Source organism: Rathayibacter sp. CAU 1779 (assembly GCF_054551755.1).
In genome coordinates this window covers 139,380-154,186 of the sequence record NZ_JBTOLK010000003.1, presented here as the reverse complement: position 1 = coordinate 154,186, position 14,807 = coordinate 139,380, and the positions used below count along the sequence as shown (strand labels likewise).

The following is a 14,807-nucleotide window of genomic DNA, read 5'->3' as shown; positions in this document are numbered from 1 at the left end:
CACATCGGTTGGGGACGGATGGAGCTTCGTCAGTGCAGCGTCCCGCCGACCGTGTCGATATCCACTCCGGTGTCGAGCGTCGTACGCACCGCGATCTCGATGGCATGCGCGAGGTCGTCGAGCGGCAGCTCCGGTTCACCGTTCGGAGCTTGCCCTAGTGCCCACGGAACGTGGATGAAGCCGGCCTTCCTGCTCGCGTTACGGGCCCACGCCGCGGCATGCATAAGCACGTGATTGCACACGAACGAACCGGCGGTCAGCGAGAGGGCGACCGGGATGCCTGCGGCAGCGATGTCGCGCACGATCGCCTTCACCGGCAGCGACGCGAACACGGCGGTCGGTGCACCGACACGCGACGGCACGTCGACGGGCTGTTCGCCGTCGTTGTCGGGGATCCGCGCGTCGATGAGGTTCACGGCGACGCGCTCGACGGACACCCGCGACCGCCAGCCGGCCAGGCCCGTCGCGATCACGACATCGGGATCGGTCGTCGCGATGAGTTCTGCGAGACGCTCGGCCGACCCGCGGAACGACACCGGCAGGATGTCGGTGACCAGACGTTCCGGACCGCGCCATCGCGACGCCACGAGGCGCACGGCGTCGCCCGACGGGTTGACGGCGTCAGAGCCGAACGGCTCGAACCCGGTCAGCAGCACGGTGGTCACCGGGTCTCCGCTCTCGTGTCGGCGGATGCCGTACCGGAGGACCGCGAGCCCGGCGATCCTTCGTGCGTCGCATCCGCCGGCCCGACCGGCTCGGCCTCGAGACGCACGGTTCCGCCGGCGATGTCTGCGGCCTGCAGCACGACGGTGATCGTGTCGCCTGCGACGACGTCGGCCGCGACACGGCACGACGCCGTGACGATCGGGTCGGTCAGCTGCACGCGAGCCCTGCCGCCCCGCATCTCCAGCACCCAGGCGGTGAACCGTTCGCCGACACGGTCGCGCAGCAACGCGGCCTCCACACGGTCGATCGACGCCGATGCCAGTCGCGACTCCCTCTCGATCGCCGTGTGCATCAGCCCGGGAACGTCGGGAAGACTCTGCCTCACCCAGTCGGGAACGGATGCTCCGCTCGACACCGCGGCGCAGACGACGAGTCCCCAGCGGTCCACGAGCCGACGCAGAGGTGCCGTGACGTGAGCGTATGGCGCGGCGACGGCGGCCTGCCGAGGATTCGGCGGCAGCGTGCCGTCGAACGCGACGTACCCCGCGCCGCGAAACAGGGATGCGGCTGCCTGCAGCACAGCGAGCGTCTGCGGATCCTCACGGTCGAGTCCGCGCAGGTAGTCCCCGTACTGCACGCCCTCCGGCCAGGGCAGCCCGAGCGCGAGGGTGCGCACGCGAAACGCGCTCAGTGCCTCGTCGTCGGCGGCGGGCATGGTGCGCAGGATGCCGATCCCGGCGTCCAACATCATCGACGCGGCGGTCATCCCCGTCATCAGGGACAGCTGCGCGTTCCAGTCCTCGACCGGGAGCGGACGACGACGCTCGATGCTGTACGAACCGGAGGCGTCGCGCACGATCTGCTCGTCAGGCAGGTTGAGGCTCGCCCCGCCGCGCAGACGCTCCTGCTCGAGGCGGGCGCGACCGATCTCGGGAAGCAGAGCCGCCGGCGTGTCGGTGGCACCGGCATCCAGGTCCGCCTGAGTCGACGCGTAGTCGAGCTGCACCCGTGAGCGCACTAGCGCGCGCTCCACGCGGTGCGAGTCCTCTGCGCCGTGGTCGTCGAGCTCGAACGTCCACACGTACGCGGACCGGTCTTGATCGGGCAGCAGCGACGCCTTGTCTTCGCTGATCCTGGTCGGATGCAGCGGCACGGTTCCGTCTGCCGCGTAGACGGTCTCTCCGCGACGACGGGCCTCGGCATCGACGGCACCACCCGCCGGCACGAAGGCGGGCACGTCGGCGATGGCGTACCGGACACGCCAACCGCTGCCCGAGCGCTCGAGGTGAAACGCCTGGTCGAGGTCGCGGGAACCGGCCGGGTCGAGGGTGGCGAACGGGATGTCGCGCAGGTCGAATCGCGGGGGAGCTGCGGACGCGGCCTCCGCCTCAGCCAGCACGTCTGAGGAGAAGTCGACGGGCAGGCCGAGTTCGGTCCTGAGGTTCGCGAGGGCTTCGGCCAGCTGTCCCTGAGCGGTCGAGGCTGTGAGGCGGGCGCGACGGGTGGGCACCCGTCCACCGTAGGCCGGATCGGGCCCGGTGCTCGGGCTGACCGGCGGGTGCTCGGCACGACCCTAGACTTGATGCTCGTGGCAACCCGTCTGAGCAACTTCTTTCTCCGCACGCTCCGTGAAGACCCGGCAGCCGCAGAGGTCACCAGCCACAAGCTGCTGATCCGCGCCGGATACATCCGACCGCAGGCTGCAGGCATCTTCGCCTGGCTGCCGCTCGGACTTCGCGTGAAGGCGAAGATCGAGCAGATCATCCGCGAGGAGATGACGGCCGCCGGTGCGCAGGAGGTGCACTTCCCGGCGCTCATGCCGCGCGAGGCGTACGAGGCGACGGGCCGCTGGGACGAGTACGGCGACCTGCTCTTCCGCCTGCAGGACCGCAAGGGCGGCGACTACCTGCTCGCCCCGACGCACGAGGAGGCGTTCACGCTGCTCGTGAAGGACCTCTACTCGTCGTACAAGGACCTGCCGATCACGATCTACCAGATCCAGGACAAGTACCGCGACGAGGCGCGTCCGCGTGCTGGCCTGCTGCGCGGCCGCGAGTTCACGATGAAGGACGCCTACTCCTTCGACTCGTCCGACGCCGGCCTCGACGCCAGCTACATGTCCCAGCGCGACGCGTACGAACGCATCTTCACCCGCCTCGGGCTCGACTACGTCATCGTGCAGGCGGATGCCGGTGCCATGGGCGGCTCGCGCAGCGAGGAGTTCCTCCACCCGACGCCCGTCGGCGAGGACACGTTCGTGCAGTCCGCCGGCGGATACGCGGCCAACGTCGAGGCGTACGTCACGACCGCGCCGCCCGCGCGCTCGTACGAGAAGCTGACGCCGCAGGAGGTCGTCGACACCCCGAACACTCCGACGATCGAGTCGCTGGTGACGATCGCGAACGAGAAGCACCCGCGTCCGGATGGTCGTGCGTGGACCGCCGCCGACACGCTCAAGAACGTCGTGCTCGGGCTCACCAACCTCGACGGAACGCGCGAGGTGGTCGTGGTCGGTCTGCCGGGCGACCGCGAGGTGGACCTGAAGCGCGCCGAAGTGGCGTTCGCGCCGGCCGAGGTCGAGCCGGCGACGGATGCGGACTTCGCGAAGCATCCGGGACTCGTCAAGGGCTACATCGGACCGTGGTCGCCCGCGGGCCAGGTGCTCGGCGAGGAATCGCTCACCGGCATCCGCTACGTCGTCGATCCTCGGGTCGTTGACGGAACCGGCTGGATCACCGGAGCGAACATCGAGGGCAAGCATGTGCTCGGCCTTGTCGCCGGCCGCGACTTCACGTGGGACGACACGGTCGAGGTCGCCGAGGTTCTGCCCGGTGACCCCGCGCCGGACGGCTCCGGTCCCGTCGAGCTGGCGCGCGGCATGGAGATCGGACACGTCTTCCAGCTCGGCCGCAAGTACGCGGAGGCGCTCGGGCTCAAGGTGCTCGACGAGAACGGCAAGCTCGTCACCGTCACGATGGGTTCGTACGGCATCGGCGTGACCCGCATCCTGGCGATCATCGCCGAGGAGAACAACGACGACAAGGGCCTGATCTGGCCGGAGTCCGTCGCCCCGTTCGACGTGCACGTCGTGGCGACGGGCAAGGATGCCGCGGTGTACGAGGTCGCGGACGGCGTCGTCGCTTCGTTGGAGGCATCCGGGTTCGACGTTCTCTACGACGACCGCCCCAAGGTGTCGCCCGGCGTGAAGTTCGGGGATGCCGAGCTCGTGGGCGTTCCGCACATCGTGATCGTGGGACGGGATGCCGCCGACGGGGTCGCCGAGCTGTGGGATCGCCGCACGGGTGAGCGCACGAAGGTGGCCGTCGACGAGGTCGCGGCGACGCTGTCCGCGCTGAGCTGAGGGGCGGATCCGGCCCGAGGAGCGACTCCGCGGGTGAGCTCCGGCGACGGGCGCGGGCGCAAGGACCTCCCGGCGGCTCCTGGTGCAGACTTGAGGGCGTGCGCTCGCCGACGACCATCGATGACCAGGACGTGTTCGATGTGCCCGCCTTCACGCGCACCGCACGGGGAAGCCTTCGCGAACGGTTCGACCTGGACGCGATCGCCGTCGACGTCGACGTCGACGCCGCGCGGCTGCTGGCGACGCTCTCCGTGCTCGAAGGCGCCACGATGGCGCATCTGCGCAATGTGCTCGTCACTGCGACGCACAAGGACGCACGCGTCACGGCCTTCCTCGTCACCTGGGCGTTCGAGAAGTACTGGATAGCGGATGCGCTCGCCGCTGTTTCCCGATCCGTCGCGTCGACTCCCGGCAGCTCGCCGCTCGCCGGCAGACCAGCGCGCACCGGCCTGCCAGGCGGTCCGGTGCGCCGGTCCATCGGCGGATTCCTCGCCGGAACGTCCATCGTCCCGGTTCACACGGTCGCCGGACTCGTCGATGATCTCGTGCTCGACGCCGCGTACGACGTGGTGGCGCTGAAGGCGACGGCTTCTTTGCACGAGCTGCTCGCGGCCATCCGAGACACGAAAGCCAGGCACACCGCCTTCTTCGCGGCCGAGTCTCGTCGCCTGCTGAGCGAGGACGGTCGAGCACGTCGGTTGGCGGGACTGAGCATCCGCCGCGGGCCATGGCCCATCGGCGCACTGCTGCTGGACACCGACGACGGCGACGCATTCACCGCAACCGTCTTCGGCGGCGCGAAGGGCGTGCGACGTGCCGAGGCCGTCGCCGAACGGATCGCGCGGCTGCCGGGCATCGCTGCGACGACGGCGTCGGCACTCGCGAGCGCACTGGCGAAGGGAGCCTGACATGGCGTTCGACATCGACAAGTACACGGCGACCAGCGCCGCGGTGCACTGGGGCGACCTCGATTTCGAGGGCTTTCGCGCGCATCCGCTCGACGAACGCTCCCTGCGTACACTGCGCTACATGACCGACGTCGAGTACCACACGGTCTGCTACACCCGGGATCTGCTCACGACACCGTCGCACCGCGACCCCGATGTCAGCGCCTTCATGACCATGTGGAATCGCGAGGAGTTCTGGCACGGCGAAGCGCTCGCCGCGGTGCTGGCGATGCACGGAATCACCGTGCAGTACGACGAGCTGAGGGCGAAGCGCCTGAAACTCGGTTGGAAGGACAAACTCGATCCCATCAAGCAGTCCGTGCTCGGCACGCTCGTCGGCAGTGACTTCATCGCGACGCACATGGCATGGGGCGCGGCGAACGAGTGGTCGGCGATCACCGCGTACAACCGGATGGCCGAGCTCGAGGACAACCCCGTACTGGCAGAGCTGCTGCGCCGCATCGCCAAGCAGGAGGCTCGCCACGTCGCCTTCTACACGTCGCAGGCGCGGGCCAGGCTTGCCGCGAGCACGAAGGCTCAGAAGCTGACACGCTTCGCGCTGAGTCGGTTCTGGGCGCCCGTCGGGTCCACCATTATGGAGCGCGACGACGTCGTGCACGTCATGACCCACCTGATGAGCGGGGAGACGGGAAGGGATGCTGCGCGCAAGGTCGACAGGTCGATCGCGGCGCTTCCTGGGCTCGACGGACTGCAGATCGTCGAAAGCGCGCTCGACGGGCTCGGCATACCCGCCTGATCGCTGCCGAATCGGGCGAAGCGCCGGTCCGCTGCCCGCAAGCGATCGGTCAGCGGAAGCCGCGCATCGGTGGCGCGGTCCGGTGAAGATCGCAGCCACGAGACGATCGTCGCATGTGCGCATCCGCGCGATACCGTCCTCAGGCGGGGCCGGTCCTCCGCAGGACAGCGTCCGCGTGACATTCTGGCTGCATGTCCGACGATTCGATCGATCCCGTCCGAGACGAGCCGGAGATCGAGATCAGACGCATGATCGAGGACGCCGGCGTCCAGGCCGACCGCGACCTCGTCGAGCGCATGGTGGTGACGGCGCTCGGCCTCGGCACCGATGCCCCTGGCCGCCTCGACCTCAAAATCGCGGAAGCGGCGCTGGCCGAGATGCGCGCCGCGTTCCGGGTGTTCGCGCCGTTCGCGGGCATCCCCAAGGTCACGATCTTCGGATCGGCCAGAACCAGGGAACAGGATGCCCTGTACCGCCAGACCACGCGCGTGGCGGAGGAGCTTGCGACCCGCGGCTGGATGGCCGTCACGGGAGCCGGGCCCGGCATCATGCAGGCCGCGGTGCAGGGCGCCGGGCTGGACCATTCGATCGGCGTATCGATCCGGCTGCCGTTCGAGGAGCATCCGGATGCCGCTGTGCAGAACGATCCGAACACCGTCACCATGAAGTACTTCTTCACCCGAAAGCTCATGCTGGTGAAGGAATCGAGTGGTTTCATCTGCCTTCCCGGAGGGTTCGGCACGCTCGACGAGATGTTCGAGCTGCTCACCCTGCAACAGACGGGAAAGGCCGAACCCGTTCCGATCGTCCTGCTCGACGCCGTCGGCGGCACGTTCTGGGCGGCGCTGCAGCGCTTCGTCGATGAGCAGCTGATCCCGACCGGCGTCATCTCCCCACATGACTTCGACCGCATCCTGATCACCGACTCGGTGGAGAAGGCAGTGGCCGAGATCACTGGCTTCTGGCGCAACTACGAGTCGCTGCGCTGGGTCGGAGACACCCTGGTCCTCCGGCTGAGGAACGAGCCGACGGATGACGAACTGCTGGCTCTGAACGACAGGTTCGGTGACTTCGCTCCCGGAGGCATCCGACGAAGCGAGCCGCTGCGCGCCGAGCGCAGGGACCAGGATCGGCTCGAGCTGCCACGACTCGTGCTCCGGCTGGATCAGCATCGCGTCGGCGACCTGTTCGCCCTGATCGGGGCGATCAACGAACTGCCGTCCGCTGGGCCAGCGAACTGAGAGCAGCATTTCTGCGCTCGGCGCCGATGGCCCTCGAGGATGAAGTGTCATGGATGGCGCGAACCGGATGCGGGCGCTCGCGCACGTCGTGTTTCCGTGCTGACGCCGGTGACGGCATCCCCGGCGATCCGCGTGTCATCCAACTGCATGCGCAGATCGGTCGTCGATTCGGTCGGCTGCGGCGATGACGGGAGCGCGTGCATCCGGTATCCTGAGTGGTCAGCCCTCGAAGGGTTGAGGCGTCGTGCGCCCGCAGGTGAATCCGCAGTGCGGAGACTGCGGGCGCTGACATGAAAACGTAACTACGAACTGAATAAAGGGGGCCGAAGGTGGACATCGACCTCAGTGTCTTGCGCCTGATGGAGCGAGAGCGGGAGATCCCGTTCGACGAACTCGTGGAAATCATCGAGCAGGCGATTCTGACGGCCTACCTCAAGCACACGAACCAGGCGGAGCACAGGCACAGCCAGGGCCACAGCGAGGAGGCGCCTGCCGCGCGCGTACACCTCGACCGGAAGACCGGCCACGTGACCGTCTATGTGCCGGAGTTCGACGATGAGGGCGTCATCGTCGGCGAGTCGGAGGACAGCCCAAGCGACTTCGGTCGCATCGCGGCGTTCGCTGCGAAGCAGGTGATCAACCAGCGGCTGCGCGATATCCAGGATGACGCGGTGCTCGGCGAGTTCAAGGGCCGAGAGGGCGACGTGGTCGCCGGCGTCATCCAGCAGGGTCCGAACCCGCGAATGATCCACGTCGACCTGGGCAGCGTCGAGGGCATTTTGCCCCCGGAGGAGCAGGTGCCGGGGGAGGACTATGCGCACGGATCGCGGATCCGGGTGTACGTGACGAGCGTGTCGAAGGGGCCGAAGGGGCCGTCCATCACCGTGTCGCGCACGCACCCGGCGCTCGTGCGCAAGCTGTTCGCGCTCGAGGTGCCCGAGATCGCCAGCGGAGTCGTCGAGATCGTGTCGCTCGCACGCGAGGCAGGACACCGCACCAAGATCGCCGTTCGTGCCAATCAGCCCGGCGTGAACGCCAAGGGTGCGTGCATCGGTGAGCTGGGTCAGCGGGTCCGTGCCGTCACGGCGGAGTTGAACAACGAGAAGATCGACATCGTCGACTATTCGCCTGACCTGCCCACCTTCGTGGCGAGCGCGTTGTCGCCGGCGAAGGTGACGAAGGCGTTCGTGGTGGATGAGTCATTGAAAGCGGTCCGCGCCCTCGTGCCGGATTACCAGCTGTCGCTCGCGATCGGCAAGGAGGGGCAGAACGCCCGCCTCGCCGCCAAGCTGACGGGCGCGAAGATCGACATCCAACCCGACACGGCTGAATAGCCGCGTCGGGTTGATGTCGATCTTCTCCCCCCCCCCGCGACGCCAGCGCCGAGCGCAGCTGTGCTGCGCTCGGTTGCATGCCCGGACGTCAGGAGGGACAGCAGCCCGGCGACGCCGGTGGCATCCGTTCCAAATACCGGAGAACGCATCGAATACCGGAGCTTTCGTCCGGTTTTCGTGCTGAGAGCGTGATCCCTCCGGTTTTCGTCACGGGTGAGGCCGCGCGCCTCGACCACGGCGTCGGCCTCGGCCGTCTGAGCACACCCGCACCGCCCTCGGTCCTCCGTGGGGTAAGCTTGTAGCTGTGAGAACGTGCGTCGGATGCCGTTCCCGCGCCCCCCGATCTTCTCTTCTGAGGGTCGTCGCCCGGAATTCGCAACTTGTGGTGGACGAGTCCGCCCGGATGCCCGGTCGAGGAGCGTGGCTGCATCCGACTTCCGAGTGTCTCGACAAAGCACTCCGACGCAGAGCCTTCGGGCGTGCGCTGCGAGTCGAAGGATCTCTGGACACTCGGCCACTAGAGAACGGGCTGAACGGCTAATGGACAACTGATGAGCGGCTCGAAATGAGACCCGTCCACCACTAAGGCTTGCCCCTGCTCGGGCAAGCCCCGAACAGGAGAATTGTGGCTGCAAAACCACGTGTACATGAGATCGCGAGCGAGCTCGGCGTCGACAGCAAGGTCGCGCTCGCGAAGCTCAAGGAACTCGGCGAATTCGTCAAGGGACCGTCGTCGAGCATCGAACCCCCGGTGGCTCGCAAGCTGAGGGCTGCCCTGCAGGCTGAGGGCACCGGTTCGGCCGCACCGGCCGAGGTGGCCAAGCCGGTCGCGACTCCGGCATCGAGACAGTCGGGCACACCCGCAACGGTGCCGGCCGGTGCCGCTGCGCCGCGCCCCGCCGCGCCGAAGCCCCCGGCCGCGCCGACCCCTGCGCCCGCGCCCGCCGCAGAGGCGAAGCCCGCGGAGGCGAAGCCAGCCGCGGCGAAGCCTGCGGACACGAAGCCCGCGAGCCCGAAGTCGGCCGATTCCGCGCCGCGTCCCGGTTCGCCGCGTCCCGGTGGTCCGCGTCCGGGCAACAATCCTTTCTCGAGCTCGCAGGGCATGGGTCAGCGCCCGGCCGGCACGCCGCGTCCGGGTAACAACCCGTTCTCGAGCTCGCAGGGCATGGGCCAGCGCCCGACGCCGGGCAACATCCCGCGTCCGCAGGCTCCTCGCCCCGGTTCGCCGCGTCCCGGTGGTCCGCGTCCGGCCGGTGCCGGGCAGCGCGGGCCGCGTCCGGCCGGCGCAGGTGGCGGTCGCCCAGGCGGCTTCCAGCGTCCCGGCGGTGCCGGTGCCGGCACCGGTGCTGGTGCGGGCGGATTCAACCGTCCGGGCGGTGGCTTCGGCGGTCCTCGTCCCGCAGGTGGTGGCGGCCGTGGCCGTGGCCCCGGCGGTGGCACGGCCGGTGCGTTCGGTCGCGGTGGCAGCAAGAGCAAATCGCGCAAGTCGAAGCGGACGAAGAGGGCCGAATTCGAGATGCGGGAAGCCCCGTCGCTCGGTGGCGTCAGCGTTCCCCGCGGTGACGGCAACACCGTCATCCGTCTGCGCCGTGGGGCTTCGATCAGCGACTTCGCCGACAAGATCGACGCGAGCCCCGGCAACCTCGTCACCGTGCTGTTCCACCTCGGTGAGATGGCGACGGCGACCGAGTCGCTCGACGAGGCGACGTTCGAGGTGCTCGGAGCCGAGCTGGGGTACAAGATCCAGGTCGTGTCGCCCGAGGACGAAGACAGGGAACTGCTCGAGGGCTTCGACATCGACCTCGATGCCGAGCTCGAAGAGGAATCCGACGAGGACCTCAAGGCCCGTCCTCCGGTGGTCACCGTCGTCGGACACGTCGACCATGGAAAGACGCGCCTGCTCGACGCGATCCGTCAGACGAACGTCATCGCAGGCGAGGCCGGCGGCATCACGCAGCACATCGGTGCCTACCAGGTGTCGACGGAGCACGACGGCATCGAGCGTGCGATCACCTTCATCGACACCCCTGGTCACGAGGCGTTCACCGCCATGCGTGCCCGCGGTGCGCAGGTCTCCGACATCGCGATCCTCGTGGTCGCGGCGGACGACGGCATCATGCCGCAGACGATCGAGGCACTGAACCACATGCAGGCGGCCGACGTGCCGATCGTGGTCGCGGTGAACAAGATTGACAAGCCGGATGCCAATCCAGCGAAGGTACGCCAGCAGCTCACCGAGTTCGGCCTGGTGGCGGAGGAGTACGGCGGCGACACCATGTTCGTCGACGTGTCCGCGCGCGAGAACATCGGCATCAACGACCTGCTCGACGCGGTGCTCCTCACCGCCGACGCCGGTCTCGACCTTCGGGCGAATCCCGACAAGGATGCCCGTGGTGTGGCCATCGAGGCGAAGCTCGACAAGGGCCGCGGTGCTGTCGCGACGGTGCTCATCCAGTCCGGAACGCTGCGCGTCGGCGATTCCATCGTCGCCGGGACGGCCTACGGTCGCGTGCGTGCCATGCAGGACGAGAACGGCGACGCCGTCGCCGAGGCGCTCCCGTCGCGTCCGGTCCAGGTGCAGGGTCTGTCCAGCGTTCCGCGTGCCGGCGACACGTTCCTGGTGACTGAGGAAGACCGCACCGCCCGCCAGATCGCCGAGAAGCGCGAGGCGGCAGAGCGCAACGCCCAGCTGGCGAAGGCGCGCAAGCGCATCAGCCTCGAGGACTTCACCCGTGCTCTCGAAGAGGGCAAGGTCGAGTCGCTCAACCTCATCATCAAGGGTGACGTCTCCGGTGCCGTCGAGGCTCTGGAGGAGTCGCTGCTCAAGATCGAGGTGGACGACAGCGTTCAGCTGCGCATCCTGCACCGCGGTGTGGGTGCGATCACCGAGAGCGACATCGACCTCGCAACGATCGACAACGCGATCGTCATCGGGTTCAACGTGCGCCCCGACGTCAAGGCCCGCGAGCGTGCAGCCCGCGAAGGCATCGACGTGCGGTTCTACTCCGTCATCTACAACGCCATCGACGACATCGAGAACTCGCTCAAGGGCATGCTCAAGCCCGAGTTCGAAGAGGTGCAGTCCGGTGTCGCCGAGATCCGCGAGGTGTTCCGTTCCTCGAAGTTCGGCAACATCGCCGGTGTGTACGTGCGCAGCGGAACCATCACACGCAACGCCAAGGCGCGGGTCATCCGCGATGGCGTGGTCGTTGGGGACAACCTCGCGATCGAGTCGCTGCGTCGGTTCAAGGACGACGTCACCGAGGTCCGCACGGACTTCGAAGCCGGTATCGGCCTCGGCAAGTTCAACGACATCCAGGTCGGCGACGAGATCGAGACGATCGAGATGCGCGAGAAACCGCGGGCGTAGCCCGCAGAGAGCGGGGGCCATTTCTGGCCCCCGCGTTTCTCGCGCCGAGCCCGTCTCGGGCTCGGTCAAATGAACAGGGCGGGCGTAGCCCGCAGAGGGTGGGAGGCCATTTCTGGTCTCCCACGCTTTTCGCGCCGAGCCCGTCTCGGGCTCGGTCAAGTGAACAGGGTGGGCGTAGCCCGCAGAGGGTGGGAGGCCATTTCTGGCCCCCGCGTTTATCGCGCCGAGCCCGTCTCGGGATCGGTCACGGGCAGCACAGGGCGTGAAGCGCTCCAGCGTGTCAGTCTGCCTGACGGCGTTCCCGCTCTGGTCTTCTCTTCCGGGAAAGAGCGGGGACCCCTGCCCCGATTCCCTGGAAGAGAAGGCCAGAGCGGAAACGCCTCGTACTCTTGGCCTGCGGGCATAGTGCAAGCATCGAGCTGACTCGTTGGAATGACAGTGCCGACGAACGAGACATCGGCACGCTGCTGGGCGGTGGATCGTGTGGGCGATCGATCGCGAGTGAGGAAGAGAAAGAGGGAGAACGATGGCGGACGAGGCACGGGCACGCAAGCTCGCAGACCGCATCAAAGAGGTCGTCGCCAAGAGACTGGACAAGGGTCTTCGCGACCCTCGGCTGGGCTTCGTGACCATCACGGATGTGCGCGTCACCGGCGATCTTCAGCACGCCAGCATCTTCTACACCGTGTACGGCACCGAGCAGGAGCGCACCGACTCGGCCGCTGCCCTCAAGGCGGCGACCGGCATGCTTCGCACCGAGGTGGGCCGCAATATCAACACCCGACTCACCCCGTCGATCGAGTTCATCGCCGACGCGATCCCGGAGAACGCCGAGCACATCGAGGGCCTGCTGCGGGAGGCTCAGGAGCGCGACGCACAGGTGGCCGGGCTGGCGGCATCCGCTGAGTATGCGGGCGAAGAGGACCCCTATGTCAAGCCGCGTGAGCTCGACGAGGACGAGTAAGCCGAAGACGCAGATCGATTCGAAACGCCGACGTGGGTTCCCTGCGTCGGCGTTTCGGGTCTCAACGGGACGGCGAGCGGCGAGAACCCGCTTCGGCCGTGACGTTCCCGTCAGACGAAGCGGATGCCCTGCTGCAGCCGCGTGCGCAACTCGAAGAGGGTCGTGCCGTCCGGCCGCGGCGTGTCGGCCACACCGGTTCGCAGCAGATGCGCCACGACGGATGCCTGCGCCGCGACGAGCGTGATCCCTCGCGACCGACCCACCACCGTGATCGCCTGATCCAGGTCGGAATCCGGCAACACGACGACGGCGATCGTGAACTTGACGCCTGTGGCTCTGCCGAGCGTGCGAGCGCGTCCCGCGAGCTCGTGCAACGGCTGACGGTCGTATCCGGATGCCTCGCCCTGCGGGACGAGATCCCCTCGCCGCACGATGGCCGGGGTTGCCCAGTCCTCCGACTGGACCGCGAAGAGGCCGGTCGGGCCGAGCACGACATGGTCGATCTTCTCGACGCGGCCGTCCGCGGCGGCCATCCGGCCTGTGGCATCCACGTCGTGCCACACCGTGTAGCCGATGCCGAGCGAGGTGAGGGCGCGGGCCGTGTTCTCTTCGGCGATGGCGTCCGCGAGCGCGTGGCGGATCTCGCGCGGTGCGGTGCGCACGAGCGCGGGATCGTACGGATCCTTCAGCGGCTGCCCGCGTCCGACCCACTCGCGGATCAGGGTGAGGTATCTCTCCCGGGAGAAGCCGCCCGGATGCCCGTACGCGCGCGTCTGCGGCCGCGACGGCTGCTGGGGCGCGCGCGGAGGCTGCGGAGCCCACGTGTGCTGCGGCTCACGGATGACATGCCCGCGGTCGTATTCGGCGCGACCCTCGGGAGTTCCGACGACCGCCCACGCGCGCTGGACCGCGACGAAGAGCGCATCGGATCCTCCGGTGTCGGGGTGGGCCTGGCGCAGCATGCGACGGTAGGCCTTGCGCAGCTCGTCCTGGCTCGCCGACGTCGGCACTCCGAGCACGTCGTACGGCGAGGCGGAAAGGGGGCTGTCAGGCATCGAGAATTCAGCCTAGAGGCTACCGCGCGCCCGACGCTGTGACCGGGGCGGAGGTCATCCGGGTGTCGGATGAGAATCGGCCGGGTGAGAGCCGACCCGTGGAGAGCCGCAGTGTTGTCTCATCGAGACGGCTGCCCTCGCCGGCGAAGGAACGGCGGTAGGCGGTGGGCGCAACGCCCACCTCACGGGCGAAATGATGCCGGAACAGCGTGCCGCTGCCGAAACCGCATGCCGCGGCGATCTCGTCGATCGGGGCATCCGTCGTCTCCAGCAGGAGGCGGGCGTGCAGCACGCGCTGGCCGGTGAGCCACTGCATGGGCGTGACGCCGGTCTCCGCCACGAATCGGCGGGCGAACGTGCGCGTCGACATGTGGGCGCGCTGGGCGAGCGCGGCGACCGAGTGCTGCTCGTCGAGGCGGTCGTTCATGTAGGCGATCACGTCGATGAGCTCGTCGCAGTCAGCCTCCGGGACCGGACGCGGGATGTACTGCCGCTGGCCGCCGTCACGCTGCGGTGGGACGACCATGTTGCGGGCGATGATGTTCGCCACTCCGCTGCCCAGTTCGCGACGCACCAGGTGCAGGCTCGCGTCGATGCCGGCGGCGGTGCCTGCCGACGTCACGATGTCGCCGTCATCGACGAAGAGCACGTCCTCGTCGACGCGCGCGGTGGGATGCCGTCGCTGCAACTCGTCCGCATGGCGCCAGTGCGTGGTGCACGGGCGTCCGTCGAGGAGTCCCGCGGCGCCGAGCAGGAAGGCACCCGAGCAGGCGCTGAGCATGATCGCACCCCGCGCGGACGCCCGTCGCAGCGCCTCCAGCAACTCCGGCGGGTACGCGTCATCCGGCCGGATGGTCGCGGCCGGCACCGCGATCACGTCGGCGTCGTCCATGGCCTCCAAGCCGAGGGCGGGTGTGACGGGGACGCCGACCTGGGTCGTGACGGGCCTCCCGGCCTCGACTCCGCACACCCGGAAGTCGATCTGCGGGATGTCGGTGTACCAGCTGCGGTCCAGGCCGAACACCTCGCCGAGAAGGCCGAATTCGAAGATGGCGAGGTCGTCGATGACGGGTACTGCCACGCTGCGCAACATGCAGCCCAGTCTAGTGGCG

Annotated in this window: 12 protein-coding genes; 8 read left to right on the top strand and 4 right to left on the bottom strand. The window is 68.3% G+C overall.

Annotated features, from left to right (window positions below):
- Positions 1–29: 29 nt before the first annotated feature.
- Complete coding sequence (locus ACX9R5_RS14890; RefSeq protein WP_459409828.1) at positions 30–665, bottom strand: pyroglutamyl-peptidase I; 636 nt, start codon at positions 663–665, stop codon at positions 30–32.
- Positions 662–2,176 carry an RNB domain-containing ribonuclease gene (locus ACX9R5_RS14885; protein ID WP_459409827.1) on the bottom strand — a complete coding sequence of 505 codons (1,515 nt, stop codon included), beginning with the start codon at positions 2,174–2,176 and terminating at the stop codon, positions 662–664. Before ACX9R5_RS14885 ends, ACX9R5_RS14890 begins: the two co-directional genes overlap by 4 nt.
- Before the next feature lie 78 nt (positions 2,177–2,254).
- Here ACX9R5_RS14885 and ACX9R5_RS14880 point away from each other — a divergent pair, with 78 nt between their 5' ends.
- The 8 genes from ACX9R5_RS14880 (at position 2,255) to rbfA (ending at position 12,640) form a co-directional block, all read left to right on the top strand.
- Positions 2,255–4,027: a proline--tRNA ligase gene (locus tag ACX9R5_RS14880; RefSeq protein WP_459409826.1), complete on the top strand. Its 1,773-nt coding sequence runs from the start codon at positions 2,255–2,257 to the stop codon at positions 4,025–4,027.
- A 98-nt stretch (positions 4,028–4,125) separates the two neighbouring features.
- Positions 4,126–4,935, top strand: a complete 810-nt coding sequence (locus ACX9R5_RS14875) for a hypothetical protein (RefSeq protein WP_459409825.1) — start codon at positions 4,126–4,128, stop codon at positions 4,933–4,935.
- Between the two features lies 1 nt (position 4,936).
- Positions 4,937–5,731, top strand: a complete 795-nt coding sequence (locus ACX9R5_RS14870; protein ID WP_459409824.1) for a ferritin-like domain-containing protein — start codon at positions 4,937–4,939, stop codon at positions 5,729–5,731.
- 191 nt (positions 5,732–5,922) lie between these two features.
- Positions 5,923–6,972, top strand: coding sequence for an LOG family protein (locus ACX9R5_RS14865; protein ID WP_459409823.1), 1,050 nt, complete (start codon positions 5,923–5,925; stop codon positions 6,970–6,972).
- Between the two features lie 329 nt (positions 6,973–7,301).
- Positions 7,302–8,306 carry a transcription termination factor NusA gene (gene nusA, locus ACX9R5_RS14860; RefSeq protein ID WP_459409822.1) on the top strand — a complete coding sequence of 335 codons (1,005 nt, stop codon included), beginning with the start codon at positions 7,302–7,304 and terminating at the stop codon, positions 8,304–8,306.
- A gap of 304 nt (positions 8,307–8,610) precedes the next feature.
- A complete protein-coding gene (locus ACX9R5_RS14855) occupies positions 8,611–8,847 on the top strand; it encodes a YlxR family protein (protein WP_459409821.1) in 237 nt (78 codons plus the stop codon).
- Between the two features lie 84 nt (positions 8,848–8,931).
- Positions 8,932–11,676 carry a translation initiation factor IF-2 gene (gene infB, locus ACX9R5_RS14850; RefSeq protein ID WP_459409820.1) on the top strand — a complete coding sequence of 915 codons (2,745 nt, stop codon included), beginning with the start codon at positions 8,932–8,934 and terminating at the stop codon, positions 11,674–11,676.
- Between the two features lie 526 nt (positions 11,677–12,202).
- The gene (rbfA, locus tag ACX9R5_RS14845) at positions 12,203–12,640 is read left to right on the top strand and encodes a 30S ribosome-binding factor RbfA (protein WP_459409819.1); all 438 of its coding nucleotides are present in this window, start codon (positions 12,203–12,205) and stop codon (positions 12,638–12,640) included.
- A gap of 110 nt (positions 12,641–12,750) precedes the next feature.
- Here rbfA and ACX9R5_RS14840 read toward each other — a convergent pair whose 3' ends face one another.
- Entirely contained in the window at positions 12,751–13,695 is a 945-nt protein-coding gene (locus ACX9R5_RS14840; RefSeq protein ID WP_459409818.1) for a J domain-containing protein, read from the bottom strand.
- A gap of 19 nt (positions 13,696–13,714) precedes the next feature.
- Entirely contained in the window at positions 13,715–14,788 is a 1,074-nt protein-coding gene (locus ACX9R5_RS14835) for a GlxA family transcriptional regulator (protein WP_459409817.1), read from the bottom strand.
- Between the last annotated feature and the right edge of the window lie 19 nt (positions 14,789–14,807).

What these genes read in the sequence shown, in the direction of transcription:
- ACX9R5_RS14870 (WP_459409824.1), top strand. Translation starts at nt 4,937, where the DNA reads ATGGCGTTCGACATCGACAAGTACACGGCGACCAGCGCCGCGGTGCAC.
- ACX9R5_RS14865 (WP_459409823.1), top strand. Translation starts at nt 5,923, where the DNA reads ATGTCCGACGATTCGATCGATCCCGTCCGAGACGAGCCGGAGATCGAG.
- rbfA (WP_459409819.1), top strand. Translation starts at nt 12,203, where the DNA reads ATGGCGGACGAGGCACGGGCACGCAAGCTCGCAGACCGCATCAAAGAG.
- ACX9R5_RS14840 (WP_459409818.1), bottom strand. Translation starts at nt 13,695, where the DNA reads ATGCCTGACAGCCCCCTTTCCGCCTCGCCGTACGACGTGCTCGGAGTG.
- ACX9R5_RS14835 (WP_459409817.1), bottom strand. Translation starts at nt 14,788, where the DNA reads ATGTTGCGCAGCGTGGCAGTACCCGTCATCGACGACCTCGCCATCTTC.